This is a genomic window from Ochrovirga pacifica (assembly GCF_000220525.1).
GTDB lineage: Bacteria > Bacteroidota > Bacteroidia > Flavobacteriales > Flavobacteriaceae > Ochrovirga > Ochrovirga pacifica.
In genome coordinates, this window is record NZ_AFPK01000024.1 from 1 (window position 1) to 25,769 (window position 25,769).

General features: G+C 34.6%; 21 protein-coding genes. 15 read left to right on the top strand and 6 right to left on the bottom strand.

The window, feature by feature from the left end; translation table 11 throughout:
- Positions 1-344: 344 nt before the first annotated feature.
- The gene (locus FS85_RS0103270) at positions 345-905 is read right to left on the bottom strand and encodes a hypothetical protein (protein WP_010134601.1); all 561 of its coding nucleotides are present in this window, start codon (positions 903-905) and stop codon (positions 345-347) included.
- Between the two features lie 518 nt (positions 906-1,423).
- On the opposite strand from FS85_RS0103270, the gene FS85_RS16055 reads away from it, so the two are divergent.
- A complete protein-coding gene (locus FS85_RS16055; protein ID WP_010134602.1) occupies positions 1,424-2,038 on the top strand; it encodes a response regulator transcription factor in 615 nt (204 codons plus the stop codon).
- Between the two features lie 36 nt (positions 2,039-2,074).
- Here FS85_RS16055 and FS85_RS0103280 read toward each other — a convergent pair whose 3' ends face one another.
- Both FS85_RS0103280 and FS85_RS0103285 read right to left on the bottom strand, forming a co-directional pair.
- Entirely contained in the window at positions 2,075-3,949 is a 1,875-nt protein-coding gene (locus FS85_RS0103280) for an amidophosphoribosyltransferase (protein ID WP_010134604.1), read from the bottom strand.
- A 65-nt stretch (positions 3,950-4,014) separates the two neighbouring features.
- A complete protein-coding gene (locus FS85_RS0103285) occupies positions 4,015-4,935 on the bottom strand; it encodes a PfkB family carbohydrate kinase (RefSeq protein WP_010134606.1) in 921 nt (306 codons plus the stop codon).
- A gap of 103 nt (positions 4,936-5,038) precedes the next feature.
- Between FS85_RS0103285 and FS85_RS0103290 the strand changes: the two genes are divergently transcribed.
- From FS85_RS0103290 to FS85_RS0103305, 4 genes are read left to right on the top strand one after another with little or no spacing between them, the layout of a single operon-like run.
- Positions 5,039-5,464 (top strand): SufE family protein, encoded by a 426-nt coding sequence (locus tag FS85_RS0103290; RefSeq protein ID WP_010134607.1) that lies wholly within the window; start codon positions 5,039-5,041, stop codon positions 5,462-5,464.
- 19 nt (positions 5,465-5,483) lie between these two features.
- Positions 5,484-5,804: a DUF59 domain-containing protein gene (locus FS85_RS0103295; RefSeq protein WP_010134608.1), complete on the top strand. Its 321-nt coding sequence runs from the start codon at positions 5,484-5,486 to the stop codon at positions 5,802-5,804.
- Between the two features lie 24 nt (positions 5,805-5,828).
- Entirely contained in the window at positions 5,829-6,338 is a 510-nt protein-coding gene (locus FS85_RS0103300) for a DUF2480 family protein (protein WP_010134609.1), read from the top strand.
- Between the two features lie 4 nt (positions 6,339-6,342).
- Entirely contained in the window at positions 6,343-7,185 is an 843-nt protein-coding gene (locus FS85_RS0103305) for a DUF3078 domain-containing protein (RefSeq protein ID WP_010134610.1), read from the top strand.
- A gap of 68 nt (positions 7,186-7,253) precedes the next feature.
- On the opposite strand, the gene FS85_RS0103310 is transcribed toward FS85_RS0103305, so the two are convergent.
- The gene (locus tag FS85_RS0103310) at positions 7,254-7,703 is read right to left on the bottom strand and encodes a YhcH/YjgK/YiaL family protein (protein ID WP_010134611.1); all 450 of its coding nucleotides are present in this window, start codon (positions 7,701-7,703) and stop codon (positions 7,254-7,256) included.
- Positions 7,704-7,705: 2 nt separating this feature from the next.
- A complete protein-coding gene (gene hflX / locus FS85_RS0103315) occupies positions 7,706-8,929 on the bottom strand; it encodes a GTPase HflX (protein WP_010134612.1) in 1,224 nt (407 codons plus the stop codon).
- Between the two features lie 95 nt (positions 8,930-9,024).
- Between hflX and FS85_RS0103320 the strand changes: the two genes are divergently transcribed.
- From FS85_RS0103320 to rpe, 3 genes are all read left to right on the top strand, one after another.
- Positions 9,025-10,017, top strand: a complete 993-nt coding sequence (locus tag FS85_RS0103320; protein WP_010134613.1) for an endonuclease/exonuclease/phosphatase family protein — start codon at positions 9,025-9,027, stop codon at positions 10,015-10,017.
- A gap of 175 nt (positions 10,018-10,192) precedes the next feature.
- Positions 10,193-11,056: a sigma-70 family RNA polymerase sigma factor gene (locus FS85_RS0103330; protein WP_010134614.1), complete on the top strand. Its 864-nt coding sequence runs from the start codon at positions 10,193-10,195 to the stop codon at positions 11,054-11,056.
- 78 nt (positions 11,057-11,134) lie between these two features.
- Positions 11,135-11,791 (top strand): ribulose-phosphate 3-epimerase, encoded by a 657-nt coding sequence (rpe, locus tag FS85_RS0103335; RefSeq protein ID WP_010134615.1) that lies wholly within the window; start codon positions 11,135-11,137, stop codon positions 11,789-11,791.
- A gap of 81 nt (positions 11,792-11,872) precedes the next feature.
- Here the strand turns inward: rpe and FS85_RS0103340 are convergent, their stop codons facing one another.
- Positions 11,873-13,159: a citrate synthase gene (locus FS85_RS0103340; RefSeq protein ID WP_010134616.1), complete on the bottom strand. Its 1,287-nt coding sequence runs from the start codon at positions 13,157-13,159 to the stop codon at positions 11,873-11,875.
- A gap of 349 nt (positions 13,160-13,508) precedes the next feature.
- On the opposite strand from FS85_RS0103340, the gene ilvD reads away from it, so the two are divergent.
- The 7 genes from ilvD to FS85_RS0103375 all read left to right on the top strand — a co-directional run bounded on the left by ilvD (position 13,509) and on the right by FS85_RS0103375 (position 25,760).
- Positions 13,509-15,188: a dihydroxy-acid dehydratase gene (ilvD, locus tag FS85_RS0103345; RefSeq protein ID WP_010134617.1), complete on the top strand. Its 1,680-nt coding sequence runs from the start codon at positions 13,509-13,511 to the stop codon at positions 15,186-15,188.
- A gap of 74 nt (positions 15,189-15,262) precedes the next feature.
- Positions 15,263-16,966 (top strand): biosynthetic-type acetolactate synthase large subunit, encoded by a 1,704-nt coding sequence (gene ilvB, locus FS85_RS0103350; RefSeq protein WP_010134618.1) that lies wholly within the window; start codon positions 15,263-15,265, stop codon positions 16,964-16,966.
- A gap of 92 nt (positions 16,967-17,058) precedes the next feature.
- Positions 17,059-17,583 carry an acetolactate synthase small subunit gene (gene ilvN / locus FS85_RS0103355; RefSeq protein ID WP_010134620.1) on the top strand — a complete coding sequence of 175 codons (525 nt, stop codon included), beginning with the start codon at positions 17,059-17,061 and terminating at the stop codon, positions 17,581-17,583.
- A gap of 112 nt (positions 17,584-17,695) precedes the next feature.
- The gene (gene ilvC / locus FS85_RS0103360; RefSeq protein WP_010134621.1) at positions 17,696-19,168 is read left to right on the top strand and encodes a ketol-acid reductoisomerase; all 1,473 of its coding nucleotides are present in this window, start codon (positions 17,696-17,698) and stop codon (positions 19,166-19,168) included.
- 87 nt (positions 19,169-19,255) lie between these two features.
- The gene (gene ilvA / locus FS85_RS0103365) at positions 19,256-20,497 is read left to right on the top strand and encodes a threonine ammonia-lyase IlvA (protein WP_010134622.1); all 1,242 of its coding nucleotides are present in this window, start codon (positions 19,256-19,258) and stop codon (positions 20,495-20,497) included.
- 456 nt (positions 20,498-20,953) lie between these two features.
- Complete coding sequence (locus FS85_RS0103370; protein WP_010134623.1) at positions 20,954-24,004, top strand: SusC/RagA family TonB-linked outer membrane protein; 3,051 nt, start codon at positions 20,954-20,956, stop codon at positions 24,002-24,004.
- Between the two features lie 13 nt (positions 24,005-24,017).
- A complete protein-coding gene (locus FS85_RS0103375) occupies positions 24,018-25,760 on the top strand; it encodes a RagB/SusD family nutrient uptake outer membrane protein (RefSeq protein WP_010134624.1) in 1,743 nt (580 codons plus the stop codon).
- Positions 25,761-25,769: the final 9 nt, after the last annotated feature.

The window sequence follows — 25,769 nt, forward strand, 5'->3', positions numbered from 1 at the left end:
TTTCTAACAAACTTTTTTGAAAGTTTTTTTAGAAATTTTAAGCTCGAAATACTCGTTTTTAAAAAACAGCTTTGCTACTCTTCTCCCTGACTATCCGTCACTTAAACTCTTACCCTTACAATGAACTTTTGCTCTCTCAGTAAGTATGCCTTACTGCGTTTGCGGGTGCAAAGATACACAAGAATCTCAATTAAACAAGCTGTTTTTGTAAGTTTTTTTGAAATATTTCTTAAAAACCTAAATAACAACAATATACAGAATAAAAAAAACTCCTCAGCAAAAGCTGTGGAGTTTTGGAAGTCTTTTACAAGTCTTAAGACAGACTATGATTTAACTCTGATGAACTATAAACTTACTAGATGATAATATACGTTTGCTTCGTTTTTCACAACCTCCAAGAAACATTTCTTTTCTTGTTTGTCTCTAGGAACTATCAAACCTCTATATTTTTTACTAAAGTTTGCTTTTACCTCTTTTCCCGAAAAATCTAACAATTTAATACTTGAGTAATCTCCATTGTACCTAACAAGCACTTCATCTTTTGCCTTTCTGATAACAATATTTTTTCTAGATTTCTCATTTTTCCTTTTTACATCTTCTGCCAACAATTCTTTTTTGCTTTTTGCTCCTTTTACATAATCAGCATCAAAGTTTTTTAATTTTACTGAACTTATAGAGTTGTAGTTATACAATCCTACTGGGTAATTGTAATTTTGGCTTCTGCGTGACGTGCTAGCTGTATTCTGAGATTTAGAATAAGTAGTTGATGAAATTGAATCTCTTACCGAAGTTTCAATTCCCGTTAAAGATTCGTAACTATACAATCCTACAGGATAGTTATAGTTTTGCCCGTAGGTTGTAACTCCTACCAACACTAATACTGCAATTAAAATAAATTTTCTCATAACTTGTATGGTTTTGTTATTTCAAAGATACAGCGGTTGTAAAAGACCTAGTTTAAGAGAACATGAAATATAATCCTTTAAAAATGAAAAGGTTATTTTCATCAACTTAGCAAAACAACACATTAGTGTACGTTATTAAAAAAACATCTTGTTTTAGTTTTTGACATATTATAAAATTAGTTATTGCTTTTTTAGCAATATCACAAACTGCCATAAAACAGGAAGTCTAAAAAACCCTTTTTAATGTTAATTTAATGTTAACTAAAGAGAGTAGTCGATGCTACAAACGCGAACTATCCCGCAAAACTTACTTAAAAACGGAACTTGAACACAGTCCAAAAAGACAATACTATTTTATTTATAACTGAAATAAGTGTGTTTTTTTATTGATGGTTTAAAGAAAAGATATTTCTAAAAAATAAAACTCATACTATAGCATGATATTACACATTTTTTATCAAACATTACAACTTTAGTATGAGCCAAATCAACATGATTTTTGTTATATTTACCGCGTTATGGACAAAAGAATATTTAAAATAATAATTGCAGACGACAATCGTTTTTTTGCCGATGCCTTAAGAGACTTTCTAAACAAAAAGAAAAGTTTTGATGTTTTAGCCACTTGCAACACTATTGATGATACTATAAAACAAACAAATAGCACTAATTTTGACTTACTGATTTTAGACCTAAGCTTTAGAGGTGTAAGATCATTAGACTTTATTAAACAGATCCGTCCTGAAAAAAGTAAATTTAAAATCGTCTGCCTAACCAGCTACAACAACAAAATCATAAAAAACGAAGCAATTAAAAATGGTGTCGATCACTTTTTAGGAAAAGATGATTCTATTGAAAACTTCCCAGCTTTAATAAAAACCATCCTAACAAGCGATATTAAAATACACAACGCCATACAACCCCAGCTAAGTAGCTGCGAGCTAACAGCTAGACAGATTGACATTATAAAAGCATGTTTTATTTTTTCTACTGAAAAAGAAATTGCCGACTCTTTAGGTATAAGCATCAATACCTTAAAAACCCACAAACAAAATTTATTTACCAAAACCAGTACAAAGAACAATATACAACTGATAAAATTTGGCATAAAAGAAGGGATTATAGTTGTATAATCCCTTCTTTTATATTCAATACCTACAAGCTACTTATTAATAAGCCCTTTTGTTGTTCCCTTCATAAAAATTAATAAAAGCCTCATTTACTACACGCTTACCTCCATTTGTTGGGTAATCTCCTGTAAAATACCAATCCCCCTCATGGTTTGGACATGCTGCATGTAGACCTTCTATACTTTGGAAAATAATTTCTACCTCTGCATTAATTTCTGATGTTTTTAACATTTCGGATATTTTAGCAGAAATTTGCTCTGGAGTAAAAGGCTTGTAGATTTCTTTTACATAATTCTCTATTCCTGCATCTTCTTTGCTACGTTGTTTGATACACTTATTATAAACATCTGTAACAATTTGATACTGTCCTGACTCTTTTAACAACTCTATAGCCGCTCTAAAAGCAATAAAATCTCCTAACTTAGCCATGTCAATTCCGTAACAATCTGGGTAACGAATTTGTGGAGCTGAAGAAACCACTACAATTTTTCTAGGACTGGTTCTATCTAAAATTTTAATAATACTTTTCTTTAAGGTAGTACCTCTTACAATACTATCATCAATAATTACAATATTATCATTCTTTTTTACCACTCCATACGTCACATCGTATACGTGAGCTACTAAATCATCCCTACTATCATCTGCCGTGATAAAAGTTCTAAGTTTCGCATCTTTAATAGCTAACTTCTCGAATCTTGGATGCACAGCTAAAATTTCATCCACTTGTTGCGCTGTTAGCTGTTTTCCTCCTGTTAGGATTGCTTTGATCTTTTGCTCATTCAAGTAATTTTCTGCGGCTTGACAAACTCCAAAATATGAAGTCTCTGCAGTATTAGGAATGTAAGAGAAAACGGTATTGGCAATATCTCCCTTAATGCTTTCTACTACCTTAGGAAACACTCTTACCCCTAAATCTTTTCTTTCTTGATAAATCTCCGCATCGCTTCCTCTAGAAAAGTAAATACGCTCAAAAGAACAAGCTTTCTTTTCTTTAGGCTCTAAAATTTTATTCACAGAAACTTTACCGTTCTTTTTAGCTATAATTGCATGTCCAGGCTCCAATTCTTTTACCTGATTCATATCCAAATTAAAAGCGGTTTGAATAGCAGGTCTTTCAGAAGCTACCACCAACACCTCATCATCTTTGTAATAAAAAGCAGGACGAATTCCATTTGGGTCACGCATCACAAATGCATCACCATGCCCTAGCAATCCAGCCATAGTATAGCCTCCATCAAAACTTTTGGTAGCACGTTTTAAAATGCGTACTAGATCCACTTTCTCAGCAATAACAGGTGACGCTTCTTTTTTGGTATAATCTTTTTTGATATCTTGATAAATAGACTCTACTTGATCATCTAAAAAATGTCCTATTTTCTCCATTACGGTTACAGTGTCCGTATTTTCTTTGGGATGTTGTCCTAACTCAATCAACTCATCTAGCAATTGTTTTGCATTGGTCATATTAAAGTTTCCAGCCACTATTAGGTTTTTATGCCTCCAATTGCTTTGACGTAAAAAAGGATGTACGTTTTCTACAGAATTTCCCCCATAAGTACCATAACGAGCATGCCCCAAAAACAAGTTTCCTATGTAAGGTGCATTTTCTTCCAGCCAAGGAATGTCGTCCTTCTTATCTGGGTTAGCTTCGATAACATCGCTAATTCTAGTGTTGATTTTTTTAAATATATGCTGAATAGGCTGTGCTTTGTTAGAACGTATTCTGCTTATGTATCGGCTTCCTGGGTTTACGTTAAATTTAATGCTTGCAAACCCGGCACCGTCTTGTCCACGGTTGTGTTGCTTTTCCATTAACAAGTACATTTTGTTTACTCCGTAAAAAGCAGAACCGTACTTTTCTTTATAGTACTCTAAAGGCTTAAGCAACCTTACCATTGCAATACCACACATAGTTGTATCTTTAAAATATTAGTTGTCTCCTACATTTGTCGTAGAAGTGTTAATTTTTTGCAAAATTACAAAGAAAATTTCGTTAAGTCTTTAAAATTCTCTAATCGCTCCAAAACCTCTGCTTCAGTAACTTCTGCAATACGCTCTACTCCAAACTTTTCAACGGTAAAAGAAGCCAAGTTAGACCCCCAAATCACAGCATTTTTAACTGTATCAAAAGAAAGGTCATTTTGCTGAGCCAAATATCCTGTAAAACCACCTGCAAAAGTGTCTCCAGCTCCTGTAGGATCAAAAACTTCTTCTAAAGGCAAAGCGGGTGCCGAAAATATTTTCCCTTCATGAAACAACAAAGCACCATGCTCTCCTTTTTTTATCACTACATATTTAGGCCCCATTTGATGAATAATTTTAGCAGCTTTAACCAAAGAATGCTCTCCACTAAGTTGTTGTGCTTCTTCATCGTTAATTGTAATGACATCCACTTTTTTTAGTAACATTTTTAAATCTTCTAAAGCAATATCCATCCAAAAGTTCATCGTGTCCAAAACCACCATCTTAGGTTTTTGATGCAATTGTTCTAAACCTTCATTTTGCACAAGCGGATGTAAGTTTCCTAACATCACAATTTCTGCATTTTTGTATTTTTCTGGAACTACAGGATTAAAATGCTCTAGCACGTTTAGCTCGGTCACCAACGTGTCTCTTTTGTTCATATTGGTATGGTATTTTCCACTCCAGAAAAAAGTTTTCCCATCTTTTACCACCTCTATTCCTTCGGTATTGATTCCTTTTTTTTCTAATAAATCAAAATGCTCTTGCGGAAAATCGTTTCCAACAATAGACACCAAACCCGTGTCTACATTTTTAAAATTACTAGCAGACAAACCAATATAAGTTCCTGCTCCTCCTAATATCTTGTCAGTTTTTCCAAAAGGAGTTTCAATAGCATCAAACGCTACTGTACCAATAATCAATAATTTACTCATGTTTTTTTATTTCAAAAGGGGTCATTTGCAAGTAGGCCTTAAACAACCTTGTTTGCTAGTTTTATACTCAGTATCTTTGCGAGTGCAAAAATAAGTTTAAAATATGACTATCAAAGAAATACAGGAGGAAATTGTAGATGAGTTTATGATGTTTGAAGATTGGATGCAACGCTACGAATACATGATAGAACTAGGAAAATCTATTCCTGTAATACAAGAAACCTACAAAACTGACAACAATCTAATCAAAGGTTGCCAGTCTAAAGTATGGCTACACTCTGAACTAGATCAAGATAAGGTATTGTTTACAGCAGATAGCGATGCAATTATTACCAAGGGAATCATTGCTGTTTTGCTACGTGTTTTTAACAATCAAAAACCAAAAGATATTTTGGAAGCCGATTTAAGTTTTATCGACCAAATAGGCCTAAAAGAACACTTGTCTGCTACAAGAGCTAACGGATTGGTGTCTATGATTAAACAAATTAAACTATACGCATTAGGAATGCAAAGCAAACTTAATGCTTAACTCCAAAAAATAACCTACCATGAATCCAAAAGAAACTATAGAAATAGGCGATAAAATTGTAAATGTTTTAAAAACAATTTACGATCCAGAAATTCCTGTAGACATTTACGAATTAGGATTAATTTATGACGTTTTGGTAAACGACCAAAAACAAGCTAAGATTTTAATGACTTTAACATCTCCTAATTGCCCTGTTGCCGAAACCTTACCAAAAGAAGTAGAAGAAAAAGTATCTGCTTTAGAAGAAATAGACAGCACTGAGGTAGAATTGACTTTTGATCCTACTTGGACACAAGACATGATGAGTGAAGAAGCCAAACTAGAATTGGGTTTTTTATAAGAACCTATTTTAAAACCATATCCTATGGACGAAATTATCAATCGTGTTGCCAATAGCAACCTACAAAATATTGATTTAGAAGATTTTTACCCCAAAGGAAAAAGAGTGGTGTTTGACATAAAAGACTGGTTGTTTGAAGGACTTATTTTAAGAGAAAAAGACTTTAGACAACACGCTGAAACCTATGACTGGTCTCAACTACAAGACTCTTACATAGCTTTTACTTGTTCGGCCGATGCAATTATTCCATCTTGGGCATATCTTTTACTAACCACCAAAGCAAGTCCTTTTGCCAAAAAATGTATTGTTGGAGACTTAGCTACTTTAGAAACCATTTTGTTTTCTGAGATTATTCAGCATTTAGACACCACACGCTATACAGACAAACCTGTAATTATTAAAGGATGTGCCAGCAAGCCCATTCCAGAATCAGCTTATACACTGTTAACTCAAAAGTTACTTCCTGTAGCAAAGAATATTATGTATGGAGAAGCATGCTCTACCGTACCTCTGTATAAAAAACCTAAACAATAGAATTATGATCAAAAAAATTAGCTTTGCAGCAATTGCACTATGTACAGCATTCTCTTTTGCACAACAAAAAGAAGAAGAAAATGGCTGGAAAAAAAACGGAGTTTTCACTTTACTTTTCAACCAATCTGCTTTTAACAACAACTGGCAAGGAGGTGGTGTAAGCAACATTGCAACCAATGCAAGCATTAATTACGATGCCAACTACAAAAAAGATGATGTTGTTTGGGACAACAAATTTATTTTTGCCTATGGTCTTACTAAAATTGATGGTACCGAAGACATTCAAAAAACAGACGACCGCCTAGAAATTTCTTCTTTATACGGTAAAAAAACAGGTAAATACTGGTATTTTTCTGCATACGCCAACTTAAAAACACAATTTGCCGAAGGTCTTAATAAAGATAAAGAACGAATTTCGGACTTTTTCTCTCCTGCCTATTTGCAAGCAGGTCCTGGTATGCTTTGGAAAAAATCAAATAATTTTAAAGTAAACATCACTCCTGCATCTGCAAGAGCTATTTTTGTTAGTGATGAGTTTACAGAAGACGGTAGTGCTTTTGGTGTAAAACAGGGAGAAACTAGCAGATTTGAACTAGGAGCAAACATTTCTGCATACTACAAAACAGACGTAGTTACCAATGTTAGCATAGAAAACATCTTAAATCTATACGCAAATTATCTAGAAAATCCAGGAAATATTGATATTGACTACACTTTGAATGTAGCCATGAAAATCAACAAGTTCTTATCTGCAAACATTACTGCACAAGCCATTTATGACGATAATGCTATAGCAGAAATACAAATAAGAGAAGTTTTTGGTTTAGGATTTAATTATAAGTTTTAATTCTTAGAGCACATACAAAAAAAACAGCCCAATTGGGCTGTTTTTTTGTTTAAGGCAACTTGAAAAATCTAGACAGCAACCTTTACCACTACTTTGATTACTTTTTTAGAAGATTGAATTTTTATTCCAGGAGCATGTACATCCGTTGGAAAGAAAATCATAAAACTATTTTTTGATAATTTGATTTTAGAAGCACTCCCTTTGTAAAAAATAACATCTTTCTCTTCCAGTTCATCCAACAATACCTCTTGATTTGTCAAGGGCTCAACCCCTATCAACTCTTCTCCTTGTAGTAGATATTGTATATCTATATATTTTTGATGCGACTCTAATCTTACCTCTTCTTCTATTTTTGTATCGTAGGTTTGTAAAATTGCAAAGACTTCATCTTCCTTTACTTTATGTACTCCCATTTCTAATTTAGAAAAGTCGGTATTACTTATATACTCCAGACCGATAGACAAACGCTCTCCTAGTGCTTTATACAAATAAGCATTTTGAATTGTATCTAATATCATTCTTAATTTATTTTGTTTCCTTCTTGATCATACTCTGTATACAAATAGTTGTTATAAGGAAAACGTTTGGCATGTATTTCTCTTACTTTCTCGAATGTTTTCTCTTTAAACTCCTCGATGTTATCTTTATCAATTGCTGAAATAAAAACACAATCTTCGTCCATTCTAGACATCCAAGTACGCTTTAACTCATCTAAAGTATAATGCTTTTCAGTTCTTTCGGTAATTAGATCATCTTCATCAATGGTTTGGTGCTTATAGTTGTCTATTTTATTAAACACCATTAAAGTGGGCTTGTTTGCACTTTCAATCTCTTTTAGAATACCGTTTACCGAAGTTATATGATCTTCAAAAGTAGGATGCGAAATATCAACCACATGCAACAACAAATCTGCCTCTCTTACCTCATCTAAAGTAGATTTAAAAGACTCTACCAGTTGCGTTGGCAATTTTCTAATAAACCCAACGGTATCCGTCATTAAAAAAGGAATGTTTTTGATAACAACTTTTCTCACCGTGGTATCTAAAGTTGCAAACAACTTATTTTCTGCAAAAACCTCACTTTTACTAATCAAGTTCATCAATGTAGATTTCCCCACATTGGTATAGCCCACCAAGGCAACACGCACCATTTGTCCGCGATTTTTTCTTTGCACAGCCATTTGCTTATCAATAGTAGCTAATTTCTTTTTCAGCAAAGCTATTTGATCACGTACAATACGCCTATCTGTTTCAATTTCTGTTTCCCCAGGACCACGCATCCCTATCCCTCCTTTTTGCTTATCTAAGTGAGTCCATAGCTTGGTTAATCTTGGCAGCAAATATTGACACTGAGCCAAAGCTACTTGGGTACGTGCATAACTCGTTTCTGCTCTTTGTGCAAAAATATCTAGAATTAACGTGGTTCTATCCAAAATTTTGGTATCCAACACGCGTTCAATATTCCTTAATTGTGCCGGAGACAATTCGTCATCAAAAATTACCGTTCCTATTGTGTGCGTATCTATATACGCCTTTACATCTTCTAATTTACCTGCACCAATAAAAGTTTTTGGATTGGGTTTGTCTAATTTTTGAACAAACCGTTTTACAGCCTCACCTCCAGCTGTATTTACTAAAAACTCCAATTCGTCTAAATATTCTGCAGACTTTTCCTCGTCTTGATACTGAGTAATTACTCCCACCAATACCGTTTTTTCAGAGGTTACCTTTTTTGCTTCTATCATGCCGCAAAGGTACATAATTCCCCTATTATCAAGAACATTCATTTTTTAATCATTTTTGATGTTATAATTTTAAAAACATCACTTATTTTTCTTTGATGATTCTAAAGAATAAGAATATCTTTACCAACCAAAAAACACGATTTGTGGTAGAGGAAGACTTATTTTCAATTGCTTTTTACAACACCGAAAACTTATTTGATTATAAGAACGACAAACATACTTTAGACAGCGATTACACTCCTGGAGGAAGAAAAAAATGGGGACATTACAGATACCAACACAAGGTAAATAAAATTGCCAAAGTGATTTCAAAAATAGGAACTGACAGCTGCATGTACCCTCCTACGTTGATTGGTTTGGCTGAAATTGAAACCAAGCAAGTTGCCCTTGATATCATACATTGCGAAACTTTACGTTATCTAGATTACGATTGTATTCATTACGAATCTCCAGACGAAAGAGGAATTGACGTTGCTCTTTTGTATCACAAAGATTTTTTTAAACTACACCATTCCGAACCCATTCCTGTAAATGTATTTGAAACAACAGGTATAAAAGACGATACTCGAGACATCTTGTACGTAAAAGGAGAACTTCATGGAGAACCCACACATGTATTTGTAAACCATTGGCCTTCTAGAAGAAAAGGAATAGACAAAACACATCTTAAAAGGATTGCCTTGGCCCAATTGCTTTCCAATAAAATTTCTCAAATTTTAGAACAAGAACCCGATGCAAAGCTTTTGATTATGGGAGATTTTAACGACGACCCTTTTTCCGAAAGTCTACAAAAACATTTGCTACCCAGCAAACTACAAAATCCTATGAAAAGCCTATTATCCAACCAAAAAGGAAGTTTAATACACAACGGAACCTGGCATTTGTTTGATCAAATTTTGCACAGCAATTCTTTTATAGAAAAAGGCAATCAGTTTGTAAAAGCCAAAATTTTTAATAAAGAATTTTTAACCGATTGGACTGGCAGAAACAAAGGAGAACCTTTGCGAACTTATATCGGTAAGTTTTACCGTGGAGGATTTAGTGACCATTTTCCCGTTTTTTCAATTTTTAGAAAAAAAACATTGTAAATCTTCGCCAATATTCAACCCTAAAAAATACTTCTTTAAGGGTTTTCAAACCTTTAAACAGGTACATATTGTCACGTTTATTATTTTCTAAAAAAAACATCTCTTTTTTTGTAACAAAATTACAGCACTTTACGTATATAGATATACAGAATTATAGTTTAACAAGAAATAGTAGATGAGACAACTTAAAATTACCAAGCAAGTTACCAATCGTGAAACCGCATCTTTAGACAAATATTTGCAAGAAATTGGTAAAGTAGACTTGATTACAGCCGACATGGAGGTAGAATTAGCTCAGCGAATTAAAGCTGGGGACCAAGCTGCTTTAGAAAGATTGACCAAAGCAAATTTGCGTTTTGTGGTATCGGTAGCGAAACAATACCAAAACCAAGGACTTACCCTTCCTGATTTGATTAACGAAGGAAACCTAGGTTTGATAAAAGCTGCCAAACGTTTTGATGAAACCCGTGGTTTTAAATTTATCTCTTATGCTGTATGGTGGATTCGTCAATCTATTTTACAGGCTTTAGCAGAACAATCTCGTATTGTACGTTTGCCATTAAACAAAATTGGTTCTATCAACAAAATAAACAAAATGTACGCGTTCTTAGAACAAGAAAACGAACGCCCACCATCTGCCGAAGAAATTGCTAAGAAGTTAGACATGACCGTGAACGACGTTAAAGAATCTATGAAAAACTCTGGTCGTCACGTATCTATGGATGCTCCATTAATTGAAGGAGAAGACTCTAATTTATACGATGTGTTAAACTCTGGAGAATCTCCAAATCCAGACAAAACGCTTTTACACGAATCTTTAAAAGTGGAAATAGAAAGAGCTTTGGAAACACTTACGCCAAGAGAAGCTGACGTTGTACGTTTGTACTTTGGATTGGGAGAACACCAACCCATGACATTGGAAGAAATTGGAGAAACTTTTGATTTGACTCGTGAGCGTGTTCGCCAGATTAAAGAAAAAGCCATTCGAAGGTTAAAACATACATCCAGAAGTAAAATTTTAATGACTTACTTAGGATAAATTTAAAAACAAAAAAATATGGAGTCAGTAAAATTTTGTTTTACTGACTCTTTTTAATGAATTACATAGCCAATAAACATGAATAAATTAGTAGCTCCATCGGTATTAGCAGCCGATTTTGCCAATATTCAACGCGATATTGAAATGATTAACAACAGTGATGCCGATTGGTTTCATATAGATATAATGGACGGGGTATTTGTTCCTAATATTTCTTTTGGTATGCCAGTAATGAAAGCCATTAAAAAGCATGCAACGAAACCTTTGGACGTGCATTTAATGATTGTAAATCCTGACCAATACATTAAAACATTTAAAGACTGCGGTGCTGATATTTTAACCGTTCACTACGAAGCATGCACACATTTACACAGAACTATTCAGGCCATAAAAGCTGAAGGAATGCAAGCTGGTGTTGCCATTAACCCGCACACCCCTATTGCTGTGCTAGAAGATATTATTCAGGAACTAGACTTGGTATGTATAATGAGTGTAAACCCAGGGTTTGGAGGACAGTCTTTCATAGAAAACACTTATACTAAAGTGCAGCAATTAAAGAACCTAATTACTTTTAAAGGTTGTGACACAAAAATTGAAATTGATGGAGGAGTTACCGATAAAAATGCCAACAATCTGATAGAAGTAGGTGCCGACGTATTGGTTGCTGGTAGTTATGTTTTTGGAGCAGAAAACCCAACAAAAACCGTTGCAGAATTAAAGGCATTAATTAACTAGACACACATTTGTATATTTATTAAAAAAAGCTAGTTGTAATTAAAACAACTAGCTTTTTTATTTTCTTTTATAAGGTTCTTCTTATCTATTTTCGATTGAAACATATGGTCTTAAAGGTTCACCAACATACAATTGTCTTGGTCTACCAATAGGCTCTTTATTTTCTCTCATTTCTTTCCACTGAGCAATCCACCCTGGTAAACGTCCCATAGCAAATAAAACAGTAAACATTTCTACAGGAATTCCTAAAGCACGGTAAATAATACCTGAATAAAAATCTACATTAGGATATAAGTTTCTAGATTTAAAGTATTCGTCATTCAAAGCTACATCAGACAAGCCTTTAGCTACGTCTAATACAGGATCTTCAATTCCTAAATCATTCAACACTTGCTCTGCTGCAACTTTGATAATTTTAGCTCTAGGATCAAAGTTTTTATACACTCTATGCCCAAATCCCATTAAACGGAATGGATCGTTTTTATCTTTTGCCTTAGCGATGTATTTTTCGTAATCTCCACCATCGTTTTTAATAGCTTCTAACATTTCAATTACTGCTTGGTTTGCTCCACCATGCAAAGGTCCCCATAATGCAGAAATTCCTGCAGAAATAGAAGCAAATAATCCAGCATGTGAAGAACCAACGATTCTTACCGTAGAGGTAGAACAGTTTTGTTCGTGATCTGCATGTAAAATCAACAACTTATCCAATGCATCTAAGACTACTTTACTTGCTTTGTATTGTTTGTTTGGTCTTTTAAACATCATCATAGCAAAGTTCTCTTCGTACCCTAAATCTACATCACCAAAATCTAACGGCAATCCTTTCATTTTACGCATACACCAAGAAACTAACACTGGAAATTTACCCATTAACATTACAATTGCTTTGTACATATCGTCTGCAGAGCTATACTCTACTGATTTTGGGTTAAAAGCAGTTAATGCACTTGTTAAAGAAGATAAAACTCCCATTGGATGTGCATTTTTAGGAAATGCATCTAGAATTTTGTGTACATCTTCATCTACCAAAGATTGATCTTTAATGTCTTGCTCAAATTTATCTAATTGTACTTTGGTTGGCAATTCACCAAAAATCAACAAATAAGACACTTCTAAAAATGAAGCTTTTTCTGCTAAATCTTCAATAGCATATCCTCTATATCTTAATATTCCTTGCTCCCCGTCTAAAAAAGTAATAGCACTTTTACATGACCCAGTATTTTTAAATCCAGGGTCAATTGTTGTCACCCCATTTGTAGCACCTCTTAGCTGTTTGATATCAATCGCTAATTCTTTTTCTGAACCTACCTCTAAAGGAAATTCATATTTTTTTCCTTCAATTTCTAATACTGCTGTTTTTGACATGTTCTTTATATGTAATATTACCTGTTAATTTTTCGAGTTTCACAAAACTACAAATAAATAAGTTTTCACAAAACTATTAAATACTTAATTACACTACGTATATATACGTAAAAATAATTATTAAACACATTCTGCTAAAAAACATAAATTTTTAACTAAGATATAGAGTACAGTACTTTTAAGATGGTAAATACCATCAAATATACAACATAAAAAGAAGACTATCAGCAACTTAAAAACACCACGCCCTTATTGAACGACGTAACTTTTTTTGAATCTTTTTTTTAGGATTCTTAAACTATTCTACTTTTGCTAGCCTATAAGCTAGATTTGTAAAAAAGATTTTAAAATGGCACTAAATAAGTATAGTAAAAAGATCACACAAAATCCATCTCAACCTGCATCTCAGGCAATGTTATACGCAACAGGGTTTACAGAAGAAGACATGGATTTACCTCAAATTGCTATTGGTAGTACAGGGTACGATGGAAACCCATGTAACATGCATTTGAACGGATTGGCTCAGGAAATTAAAAAACATTCTAGACCTAACGGAATGATTGGTCTTACTTTTGGAACCATTGGAGTTTCTGATGGAATTTCCATGGGTACTTCTGGAATGAACTATTCTTTAGCCTCTAGAGATATCATTGCAGATTCTATGGAAACTGTAGTAAACGGAATGTCTTACGATGGATTGATTGGAGTTGTTGGGTGTGACAAAAACATGCCAGGTGCTATTATTGCTATGCTTCGTTTAAACAGACCTTCTATTATGGTTTATGGAGGAAGTGTTGCTTCTGGTAAATACAAAGGAAAAAAATTAAATATCGTATCTGCTTTTGAAGCTTTGGGACAAAAGGTTGCTGGAGAAATTGACGAAGCAGAATACAAAGAAATTATCAAAAGATCTATTCCAGGAGCGGGTGCTTGTGGAGGAATGTATACAGCAAACACCATGGCTTCTTCTATAGAATGTATGGGGTTGGCATTGCCGTATAATTCTTCTATCCCTGCTGAAAATCCAAATAAATTATCAGAAGCAGAACGTACTGCTCAAGCCATGAAAAATTTATTGGAACTGGATTTAAAACCCAAAGATATTGTTACTAAAAAATCTATTGAAAATGCCATTACTTTGGTCAATGCTTTAGGAGGATCTACCAATGCTGTTTTGCATTATTTAGCTATTGCTTATGCTGCAGATATTGAGTTTACACTAGAAGATTTCCAAAGAATTAGCGATAGAACTCCTTTAATTGGAGATTTAAAACCTTCTGGAAAATATTTGATGGAAGATGTACACGGCATTGGAGGTACACCTGCAATTATGAAATACTTGCTAAACGAAGGTTTTTTACATGGTGACTGTATGACTGTTACAGGAAAAACTTTAGCAGAAAACTTAGCCAATGTAGAAGCTATAGAGTTTGAAAAACAAGATTTATTATACACTACAGACAAAGCATTAAAATCTTCTGGAAACCTACAAATTTTATATGGTAACCTAGCTCAAGAAGGAGCGGTTGCAAAAATCTCTGGTAAAGAAGGATTGTTGTTCGAAGGAAAAGCAGTTGTTTACAACAGTGAGCAAGAAGCTAATGATGGAATCTCTAATGGAGAAGTAGAAAGAGGAAATGTCGTCGTTATCCGTTATGTTGGACCTAAAGGTGGACCTGGAATGCCAGAAATGCTAAAACCAACATCACTAATCATGGGAGCTGGATTAGGTAAATCGGTTGCTTTGATTACTGACGGTCGTTTTTCTGGGGGAACTCACGGGTTTGTTGTTGGGCACATAACGCCAGAGGCACAAACTGGAGGTAACATAGCCTTAGTTGAAACTGGAGACATCATTACAATTAGTGCCGAAGACAATTCGATTACCGTAAATGTGTCTGAGAAGGAATTGGCAGAACGTAGAGCAAAGTGGCAAGCTCCTGCTCCAAAACACACAAAAGGAATCTTATTTAAATATGCTAAATCTGTAGCTCCTGCATCTGAAGGATGTGTCACAGATAAATATTAATTAGAGCTATTAGCTGTTAGTCATTAGTTGTTTGCTAAAGACAAAAGCTAAAAGCCAAAAGCAAGCGAATAAATATGAGCTTACAAACAGAAAAAATAACAGGTGCCGAAGCAGTAGTTAAATGTCTAATTGCTGAAGGTGCTGAGTTGGCTTATGGTTACCCAGGAGGAGCCATTATGCCCATATACGATGAGTTGTATAAGTACCAAGACCAATTTCATCATGTATTAACTCGTCATGAACAAGGAGCTGTACATGCTGCCCAAGGTTTTGCCAGAACTTCGGGTAAAGTAGGAGTCGCCATGGCTACTTCTGGACCTGGAGCAACCAATTTAATCACTGGAATTGCCGATGCACAAATAGACTCAACCCCTCTTGTATGTATTACAGGACAAGTTGCTTCTCATTTATTAGGAACAGATGCTTTTCAAGAAACCGATGTTATTAGCATTTCATCACCTGTAACCAAGTGGAATTATCAGGTAACCAAAGCAGAAGAAATTCCTGCTGCCATTGCCAAAGCTTTTTACATTGCCAAATCTGGAAGACCAGGACCTGTAGTTATCGATATCACTAAAGATGCTCAGCAATCTGTTTTTGATTACAAAGGATACGAAAAATGTACAGGGGTACGCAGCTACATTCCTGCACCTTCTACCAAAATAGAGGCTGTAGAAAAAGCTGCTGAACTTATTAACAAAGCTAAAAAACCTATGATTGTTTTTGGACAAGGGGTTATTTTAGGAAATGCTGAAGCAGAATTTAAAGCTTTTATTGAAAAAGCTGGAATTCCATCTGCATGGACCGTTTTAGGTTTGTCTGCGTTGCCAACCAATCATCCTTTAAATGTTGGTATGGTAGGAATGCACGGACACTACGGCCCTAACAAGCTAACCAACGAATGCGATGTATTAATTGCCATTGGTATGCGTTTTGACGACCGTGTTACAGGAAACTTAAACACTTATGCAAAACAAGCAAAAATAGTTCATTTTGAAATAGACCCTGCAGAGATTGACAAAAATGTAAAAACTGATGCTGCAGTCTTAGGGGATGCTAAAGAAATTTTGACTAAAATCTTACCACTGATTGACGAAAAATCTCATAATGAATGGTTACAAGAATTTAGAAACTACGATAAAATTGAATACGAAAAAGTAATCAAAGCTCAGCTAAACCCAACTAAAGAAGGTTTAACCATGGGAGAAGTTTTGCAAGGAATTAATAGAGCTACTAAAGATGATGCTGTTATTGTATCAGATGTAGGACAACATCAAATGATGACAGTTCGTTACGCCAATTTTACACACACACGTAGCAATGTAACATCAGGCGGTTTAGGAACTATGGGATTTGCATTACCTGCAGCCATTGGAGCAAAAATGGGAGCTATGGACAGACATGTTGTTGCCGTAATTGGTGATGGTGGATACCAGATGACTTGTCAGGAATTAGGAACTATTTTACAAACCAAAGTACCTGTAAAAATTGTAGTATTAAATAACGAATTTTTAGGAATGGTTCGTCAGTGGCAACAGTTGTTTTTTGACAAACGTTATGCCTCAACAGAAATGATCAATCCTGATTTTATCAAATTGGCCGAGGCTTACGACATCAAAGCAAAAAAGGTAACCTCTAGAGCAGATTTACAAGGAGCTATTGATGAAATGATTGCACATAAAGACGCTTATTTTTTAGAAGTTTGTGTTGAAAAAGAAGACAATGTATTCCCGATGGTACCCACAGGAGCTAGCGTTTCTGATGTAAGATTGGAATAGACAATTTATAAGGTTGAAAAGTTGAACGTTAGAAAGTGTTCTTATACATTTAAAACTTGATGAACTTTATAAACTTTTAAACTCAAAAGAAAATGGAAACAAAAACATATACCATATCTATATACACAGAAAACAACCTAGGTTTGTTAAACCGAATTTCTACGTTGTTTGTAAAAAGACACATTAATATAGAAAGCTTAACTGTTTCGTATTCAGAAATCGAAAACGTTTCTAGATTTGTGATTGTTGTAAACATGACAGAAGTTGCTGTAAAAAAAATTATCGGACAAATAGAAAAGCAAATCGAAGTTATCAAGGCTTTTTATCATACTGATGATGAGTTAATTTTTACGCAAACAGCAATGTTTAAATTCCGTTCAGATTTGTTGTTTGACGAACCACAAATCCAGAATATCATCAAAGAAAACAATTTGAATATTGTTACGGTTAACAAAACCTTTTTTGTGGTAGAAAAAGCAGGCCGTCAAAACGAAATTGATGCCTTGTACGAAAAATTTAAACCTTTTGGAATTGCACAATTTGTCCGCTCGGGTAAAATAGCGGTTTCTAAAGAGGCGATGAACATTCGTCAAATATTAAACGATTTTAATAAATAGAAATCACTAAATTTGGCACGAATTTAAACTGAGTTTATGAGGTTTAGCCCATTAAGAAAATCAGTTTAAGTTGTTAATCAAGTATAAATATTAGCATAAAAATAAACGCAAAATGGCAAATTATTTTAACACACTTTCTTTAAGAGAGCAATTAGAGCAATTAGGACAGTGTGAATTTATGGACAGAAGTGAGTTCAACAATGGAGTAGAAGCTTTGAAAGGAAAGAAGATTGTAATCATTGGTTGTGGTGCTCAAGGTTTAAACCAAGGATTGAACATGCGTGATTCTGGTTTGGATGTTTCTTACACCTTAAGATCCGCTGCAATTGAAGAAAAAAGACAATCTTACTTAAACGCAACAGAAAATAATTTTGCTGTAGGTACTTACGAAGAAATGATTCCTACGGCTGATTTATTAATCAACCTTACTCCAGACAAACAACACACTAATGTAGTTACTGCTGTAATGCCTTTAATGAAAAAAGGTTCGTGTTTATCTTACTCTCATGGTTTTAACATTGTAGAGGAAGGAATGCAAATTCGTGAAGATATTACCGTAATTATGGTAGCTCCTAAGTCTCCAGGATCTGAAGTACGTGAAGAATTTAAAAGAGGATTTGGAGTTCCTACTTTAATTGCTGTTCACCCAGAAAACGACCCAGAAGGAAAAGGATGGGATTACGCTAAAGCTTATGCTGTAGGTACAGGAGGACACACTGCTGGTGTATTAAAGTCTTCTTTTGTAGCAGAGGTTAAGTCTGACTTAATGGGAGAGCAAACTATCTTATGCGGATTGTTACAAACTGGATCTATCTTATGTTTTGATAAGATGGTTGCAGAAGGTGTTGATGCTGGATACGCTTCTAAATTAATCCAATACGGATGGGAAACAATTACTGAAGCTTTAAAGTACGGTGGTATCACAAACATGATGGACAGATTGTCTAACCCAGCTAAAATTGCTGCTTTCAAAGTTTCTGAAGAATTAAAAGAAATCATGAGACCTTTATTCCAAAAGCACATGGATGATATCATCTCTGGTCACTTCTCTAAAACCATGATGGAAGACTGGGCTAACGACGATGTGAACTTATTAACTTGGAGAGCTGCTACAGGAGAAACTAACTTTGAGAAAACTCCAGCTGGTGATGTTGAGATTTCTGAACAAGAATACTTTGACAATGGTACTTTAATGGTTGCTATGGTTAAAGCTGGTGTTGAATTAGCTTTCGAAGCAATGGTTGATTCTGGAATTATTGATGAGTCTGCTTATTACGAGTCTTTACACGAAACTCCGTTAATCGCTAACACAATTGCACGTAAAAAGTTATTTGAAATGAACCGTGTAATTTCTGATACTGCTGAGTACGGATGTTACTTGTTTGACCACGCATGTAAGCCATTAATTGCTGAGTACGTTAACAACGCACCAAGCAACTTAATTGGTAGACCTTTTGGAGCAGAGTCTAACAGTGTAGACAATGCCGAATTAATCGCTGTAAACAGAGTAATCCGTGAGCATGATGTAGAAATTATTGGTGAAGAATTACGTGAAGCAATGACTGCAATGAAAAAAATCGTTTAATTTTTATAAACGAAACTTAATACTTACAAAGCCATTGCCTAGTTGCAATGGCTTTTTTTATTTTTGGCCTTTTAGAATCCCCCTAGCATGATTACTGTAGAATCCATCATCAAAGCACAAATGAACATCAAAGGAGTAGTACAACACACTCCTCTTAACTATATTGATAACTATTCTAAAAGTTACAATGCTCGTATTTTTTTTAAAAGAGAAGATTTACAACAAGTAAGATCTTACAAAATACGTGGTGCCTATAACCGCATTAAAAATCTTAACAAACAAGAACTACAAAACGGAGTGGTTTGCGCTAGTGCTGGAAACCATGCTCAAGGAGTTGCGTTTGCCTGTAATGCTTTACAAGTTCAGGGAACTATCTTTATGCCTGTAACTACACCAAAACAAAAAATTTCTCAAGTAAAAATGTTTGGAGGTTCGTATACCAACATTCAACTTTTTGGAGATACTTTTGATGAAAGTTCTCAAGCAGCAGAAGCCTATCAACAAAAAAACAATGCAATTTATGTTCATCCTTTTAACGACTGGGATGTTATTGCTGGCCAAGGTACTGTTGGTCTAGAAATTTTAGAAAGTGCTTCTGACCCTATAGACTATCTTTTTTTACCTGTAGGTGGAGGTGGTTTAGCTTCTGGAATTATTACTGTATTTAAAAATTTAAGTCCTACTACCAAAATCATAGGACTAGAACCCAAAGGTGCTCCTTCTCTTAAAACCTCAATAGAAAAAGGTAAAAACACCAAAATAGAAAACATTGATAAGTTTGTAGATGGTGCTGCTGTTCAAAAAATGGGAGACCGTACCTTTCCTATTTGTAAAGACTACTTACATGATGTTTGCCTGATTGATGAAGGTCATATTTGTCAAACTCTGTTAAGATTGTACAACGAAAATGCTATTGTTGCAGAACCTGCAGGAGCTTTATCTGTAGCAGCTTTAGATTTGTATACGGATGAGATTAAAGGAAAGAATGTAGTTTGTATACTAAGTGGTGGTAATAACGACATTACCCGAATGGAAGAAATGAAAGAACGTGCACTTCTTTATCAGGGGCTAAAGCATTACTTTATTGTTCGTTTTCCACAAAGAGCTGGCTCTTTAAAAGAATTTGTAGGAAAAGTGCTATCCGAAACAGACGATATTGTACATTTTGAATATACCAAAAAGAATAGTCGAAGTACAGGTTCTGCCGTGGTGGGAATAGAATTAGCTCATAAAAAAGATTTTGAACCTTTGTTACGTAGAATGAAAGAGCGTGGATTTTTTGGAGAATACCTTAACCAAAAACCAGAATTGTTTGATCATGTTATTTAAACTTTACTAACATAGCCTGTAGTAGTTTTTTTTTAAGAAATCACAATTAACTTCTTAATTTTCTTAACCTTTTTTCTCTTTTAATCCAACTGAGAAAATTAATCATTTTATAGGTCAATCTAAGTATAGATTGTTTCCTATTCATCTTATTTCCAAATTCAAAACAACTATAACCCTGCACTTGTTCTTTTTAACAATAGGGCTCCATACATTTATTTTTGAACTACATACACACATCACTTTGTTTTTTTTAAAATTAAAAAGAGACTCTTTTTACTATCACTTCTGTTCAGCACATCAAAATAGTACTGATATAAGCCAATTACTATAAAAGAAAACTCTATTATTTCTCGTCTCTTTGTATAGTTGTATTTGCAACAATCCTAACTGTTAATTATCAAATCATTAACATTTCAAAAAAACCAATCTATAAAAAAATAAATAAACCATATAAAAATGAGAAATAGACAATGGATATTCTGGTCCTTCTTTTTCTTTTGCTGGGGGATTAGTTTCTCGCAAAAGATTGTTGTAAGGGGTACAGTTACAAATGAAGCTGACAAACAACCTCTTTTAGGAGTAAGTGTTCTAGTTAAAAACACCAACAAAGGAACCTATACCGACTTTGACGGAAATTACAACATTAAAGCCAACATAGGAGACATTCTTATTTTTGATTATGTAGGAATGCTACAAAAGACTGTTAAAATCAATCAAAAAAACATCAATGTAGAACTCACCCAAAGTGTAGAAAACTTAGAAGAAGTGGTGGTTATCGGATACGGAACGGTAAAGAAAAAAGAAATAACAGGAGCTGTTGCACAAATTAAAGCTGAAAGCATTGAAGATTTTGTAAATCAAGATGTTGCTTCTAGCCTACAAGGACAAATATCGGGAGTAAATGTTACATCACCCAGCGGAGAACCTGGCGAAAGTGCTAACATTCAGATTAGAGGAATTACTTCCTTAAGTGGAACCAACACTCCTTTGTACGTGGTTGATGGAATTCCGCAAGAAGGAGATCCTAGATTAAGTCCAAATGAAATTGAAACCATTGACATTTTAAAAGATGCAGCATCTACTGCAGTATATGGAACCCGAGGAGCTGCTGGTGTCATTTTAATTACCACAAAACAAGGTAAAGAAGGGGCTATGAGCATTGGCCTAAACGCTTCAAACAGTTTTCAATATTTGGGAAATGTAGTTCCTTTAATGAATGCTCAAGAAAGACTTTCTTACGAACTAACCAAATACAACTTAGGTACTCCAGACATTGGTATACCTGGACCACTAAGAAACCCTGATTGGTTAAACAACGACAATAAATTTGACGATTTGGTGTTGGTTAATGGAGCACAAACACAACAATACACTTTAAATGTATCTGGTGGCACAAAAGACTTTTCTTACAATCTTGTAGGAGGTTACTTTAATCAAGAAGGTGCCCTAATCAACTCTGGTTTTAAAAGGTACAATGCTAGAGTGAGTACTAGGTACAAATCAGATAATTGGCAAATTAATGGAAGTTTGGCTGCATCAACAGAAGTTAATGATAGGGTAAGCAGTGGTTTGGTCGTAAGTGCTATTCGCTATCCTGCTTATTACCCTAGAGTAGATCCTAATGCAGATGTTGTATATACAGATGCCTTGGGTAGATCTAACGTAAACAACTTTGCTCAAGCTTTAGCACGCACCAACGTAACCGATGCCGATAGGATTAATGCAAGCTTAAACGTTACCCGAAAATTAACAGCCGAACTTGACATTACTGGACGTATTGGAGGAACTATCCTAAATCAAAATCAAAATGAATTTCGTCCGCAATATACCGAAGTTGATATTGACGATGGTGTTTCTAACACAGACCCTACCCGTAGTAGTGTTACCGCTTTTAACAGACGTAGAACCAATTACACAGCCGAAGCCATTCTAAACTATAGAAAAAGAATTGATAATCATAGTTTTCGTTTTTTAGCCACAGCTTCTATCAATCAAACAGATCAAAAAGAATTTACAGCTTATAAACAAGGGGTTATTAACAATAATGTTGAAGTATTAAATGGTGCTACCATTAACCCAGATGCATATTCTGGCTTTAACTACACTTCTAAAATTATTGGTTTTTTAGGAAGATTACAGTACAACTACAAAGGAAAATACTTGGTTTCGGTGTTGGCAAGAAGAGACGGTTCTTCTAAATTTTCAAAAAAATACCGTTGGGGTGTTTTTCCTTCTGCATCTGTTGCTTGGAATATTTCTGATGAAGTTTTTTGGAAAGATCTAAAAAGCACCATTAATAACTTTAGATTTAGAATTAGTCATGGTACCGTAGGTAATGAAAGTTTTAATCCTTACGAATACACTTCTAATATTGCTTTTGGTAGTGATTATATTTTTGATGCTACAGATTTAAACACATCTTACGGAACTGCTATTAGGTCGTATGCTAATGAAAATGTAAAATGGGAAACCTCGGTACAGCAAAATGTTGGTATTGATGTTGGTTTTCTAAAAAATAAAATCATTTTTTCTGCGGACTACTACAGAACTCAGAAAAAAGATATGCTTTTTCCTGTAAGGGTACCAGGCTCTTCAGGAGCATATTATGACCCCAATATTACACTTAATGTTGGAAACATGACCAACTCAGGATTGGAATTGTCTACAAAATATAGAGAGCGTATCGGAAAAAGTAAATTGGATGTAAACGCAACATTTACAACAAACAAAAATAAAATTACCAAAATGTCTGGAGGTAGCTCCATTATTTACAACGCAAACTCATCGTTGATAAGCGGAGATCCACAAGCCATTACTACAGCCATTGCAGAAGGTTATGAGGCCGGAGCTTTCTTTTTATTGGAAACCAACGGGGTTATTAAAACACAAGAACAATTGGATGAATATCGAAAATTTCCATCGAGATCTAATGCACAGTTGGGAGATTTAATTTATGTAGACTATAATAAAGACGGAGACATTACCGATGCCGATAGACATTATGCAGGGAGCGGTTTACCTGACTTTGAATACGGAATTAACCTAAAATGGACCTATAAAAACTTTGATGTAGGAATGAATTGGTACGGAACTATGGGTTCTGAAATACTAAACGGGACCAAAGCAGCAGCCTATGCTGTAGGAAATCATAAAGGACTGATAGACATGTGGACACCACAGAATTCTAACAGTAACATTCCGCTAAACAACGGAGACAACAAAAGTGGTTCTTACAACTACAGAGGAAACACTGATTACTGGCTGGAAAGCGGAGACTACTTAAGGTTAAAATTAGCAACTATAGGCTACAACCTACCTAAAAGCACTAGCAAAAATTTAGGAATTACCAATGCACGTTTTTACATCTCTGCACAAAATGCACTAACACTAACCCAATACACAGGTTACAATCCTGAGGTTGGAGGAAACGTTGCAACTCGAGGTTTGGACAGAGCCAGATATCCATTACCTGCTTTGTATACTGTAGGATTGAACCTTAAATTTTAAAAGCTAGAACATCATGAAAAAAATATTTATATACATTGGTTTCTCGTTATCAGTTCTTACAAATACTTCTTGTTCTGATGATTTTTTAGAAGAAACAAATCCCAACACCATATCCGCAGAATTGTATTGGAGTAATTTAGAAGAATCGAATGCCAATCTTACTTCTGTATACGGAGCAATGCTAAACAACTACCTAATTTCTGTTGATTTTGAATCGTGGAGAAGTGATATTACTTATCCTAAAGACCGAGACAATCCGTACCAAAACGCATTGCCTTGGTATAGAAAAACCTATAACAATAGTGTAAAAGACTACGAAAAAAGCTGGGATGCGATGTACCAAGTAATCTGGAGAGCCAATCAAGTTATTGAAGGATTAAACGGTATGGAAGAAGAATTTAAATCTCAGGATGCGTGGAAACATCAAATGGGACAAGCTCGTTTTTTTAGAGGTTTAATGCATTTTTATCTAAACGCTAATTACAATAAAGGTAACATAATTATTAGAGACAAAAGTCCTGAAAAAAGCTCTGAGTTTTCTAAAGCTGTTTCTAGTTCCCAAGAAGTTATCAACTTTTACAGAGAAGATTTAGAATATGCTTACCAAAATCTTCCTCCTAAATTTAAAGAGAAAGCAAGGGTAACCGCAGGTACAGCAGCTACCATTTTAGGAAAAAGTTATTTGTACACCAAAGAATACGAAAACGCAAAAACCTATTTGCTAGATGTGATTACAAATAGTGATTACGGATACAGATTACTAGAAGGAGACGAAGTAAAGCTTTTGTTTACCAGTGCAGGTGATTTTAATGACGAATCTATTTTTGAAATTAACTACTCCGAAGATCATCAACAACAAGACGGAACTTTTGATGAAGAAAGTTTTTTTAATCGATTTGCTAGATACACAGCTCCAAACACTGCCAAAGGAGGTGCGTTTATGGTACCCACTGCATGGTTAACTTACGAGTACAGTGCCGAACAACTAGACACCAACGACCCAAGGAATTATGTTAATGATGGAAACGGAGGAACCAAACTTAGAAATGTTTCTTTAAGAGCCTCACAAATGATTGCTTTGGTTAATGATGAAAACACAGCATACTACGGAGCTAGTGCAGCCAATACATTTACTTCGTTTGCAGGAACTACTTTTTCGTATTTTAAAAAACTTTCTAACCACGATCGCGTAACAAGTGAAGAAGACATCTTAGAAACGGCATGGAAATCTGGAAAAAATCTAGTTCTTTACAGACTTGCAGATGTGTATTTAATGTATGCTGAATGTCAAATTAAAACTGGAAATATAGAAGATGCCCTATTCTATATAAACAAAATTAGAAAACGTTGGGGCTTGCTTTTATTAGGTCCCTCTGACGGAAGCACTCACGATTTTGATGAAATTACATACACCGAACAATCCTTAATGGAACATCTGATGTACAAAGAAAGACCTTTGGAATTATGTAATGAAGGATATGCTGAACGTTGTATTGATTTAAGACGTTGGGGGATTATAAAAAATCGTTTTGATGATTTGGCTAATCAAGAGTATTACTTAACAAACTATACAACACAAGCCGGAACCAACAGAAACAAATCTTTGATACAAAAAGGAACCAGTCCAGACCCTTCAGACCCAACCATCACTATTAATGAGTTTGATGAAGCAGCAGCAAATTACAGTAGCGACTTACATGATTATTTGCCTTTGCCTATTTCTGAAACATTGTACAACCAAGGTTCATTAAAATAAAATCACACT

Bases quoted from the DNA above. Each gene is read 5' to 3' on its own strand.
- FS85_RS0103305 (WP_010134610.1), top strand. From the start codon at position 6,343: ATGATCAAAAAAATTAGCTTTGCAGCAATTGCACTATGTACAGCATTC.
- rpe (WP_010134615.1), top strand. From the start codon at position 11,135: ATGAATAAATTAGTAGCTCCATCGGTATTAGCAGCCGATTTTGCCAAT.
- ilvD (WP_010134617.1), top strand. From the start codon at position 13,509: ATGGCACTAAATAAGTATAGTAAAAAGATCACACAAAATCCATCTCAA.
- FS85_RS0103320 (WP_010134613.1), top strand. From the start codon at position 9,025: ATGATTCTAAAGAATAAGAATATCTTTACCAACCAAAAAACACGATTT.
- FS85_RS0103295 (WP_010134608.1), top strand. From the start codon at position 5,484: ATGAATCCAAAAGAAACTATAGAAATAGGCGATAAAATTGTAAATGTT.
- FS85_RS0103270 (WP_010134601.1), bottom strand. From the start codon at position 905: ATGAGAAAATTTATTTTAATTGCAGTATTAGTGTTGGTAGGAGTTACA.
- FS85_RS0103300 (WP_010134609.1), top strand. From the start codon at position 5,829: ATGGACGAAATTATCAATCGTGTTGCCAATAGCAACCTACAAAATATT.
- FS85_RS16055 (WP_010134602.1), top strand. From the start codon at position 1,424: ATGGACAAAAGAATATTTAAAATAATAATTGCAGACGACAATCGTTTT.
- FS85_RS0103310 (WP_010134611.1), bottom strand. From the start codon at position 7,703: ATGATATTAGATACAATTCAAAATGCTTATTTGTATAAAGCACTAGGA.
- ilvA (WP_010134622.1), top strand. From the start codon at position 19,256: ATGATTACTGTAGAATCCATCATCAAAGCACAAATGAACATCAAAGGA.
- FS85_RS0103340 (WP_010134616.1), bottom strand. From the start codon at position 13,159: ATGTCAAAAACAGCAGTATTAGAAATTGAAGGAAAAAAATATGAATTT.
- ilvN (WP_010134620.1), top strand. From the start codon at position 17,059: ATGGAAACAAAAACATATACCATATCTATATACACAGAAAACAACCTA.
- FS85_RS0103285 (WP_010134606.1), bottom strand. From the start codon at position 4,935: ATGAGTAAATTATTGATTATTGGTACAGTAGCGTTTGATGCTATTGAA.
- FS85_RS0103370 (WP_010134623.1), top strand. From the start codon at position 20,954: ATGAGAAATAGACAATGGATATTCTGGTCCTTCTTTTTCTTTTGCTGG.
- FS85_RS0103330 (WP_010134614.1), top strand. From the start codon at position 10,193: ATGAGACAACTTAAAATTACCAAGCAAGTTACCAATCGTGAAACCGCA.
- ilvC (WP_010134621.1), top strand. From the start codon at position 17,696: ATGGCAAATTATTTTAACACACTTTCTTTAAGAGAGCAATTAGAGCAA.
- FS85_RS0103375 (WP_010134624.1), top strand. From the start codon at position 24,018: ATGAAAAAAATATTTATATACATTGGTTTCTCGTTATCAGTTCTTACA.
- hflX (WP_010134612.1), bottom strand. From the start codon at position 8,929: ATGATAGAAGCAAAAAAGGTAACCTCTGAAAAAACGGTATTGGTGGGA.
- FS85_RS0103290 (WP_010134607.1), top strand. From the start codon at position 5,039: ATGACTATCAAAGAAATACAGGAGGAAATTGTAGATGAGTTTATGATG.
- ilvB (WP_010134618.1), top strand. From the start codon at position 15,263: ATGAGCTTACAAACAGAAAAAATAACAGGTGCCGAAGCAGTAGTTAAA.
- FS85_RS0103280 (WP_010134604.1), bottom strand. From the start codon at position 3,949: ATGTGTGGTATTGCAATGGTAAGGTTGCTTAAGCCTTTAGAGTACTAT.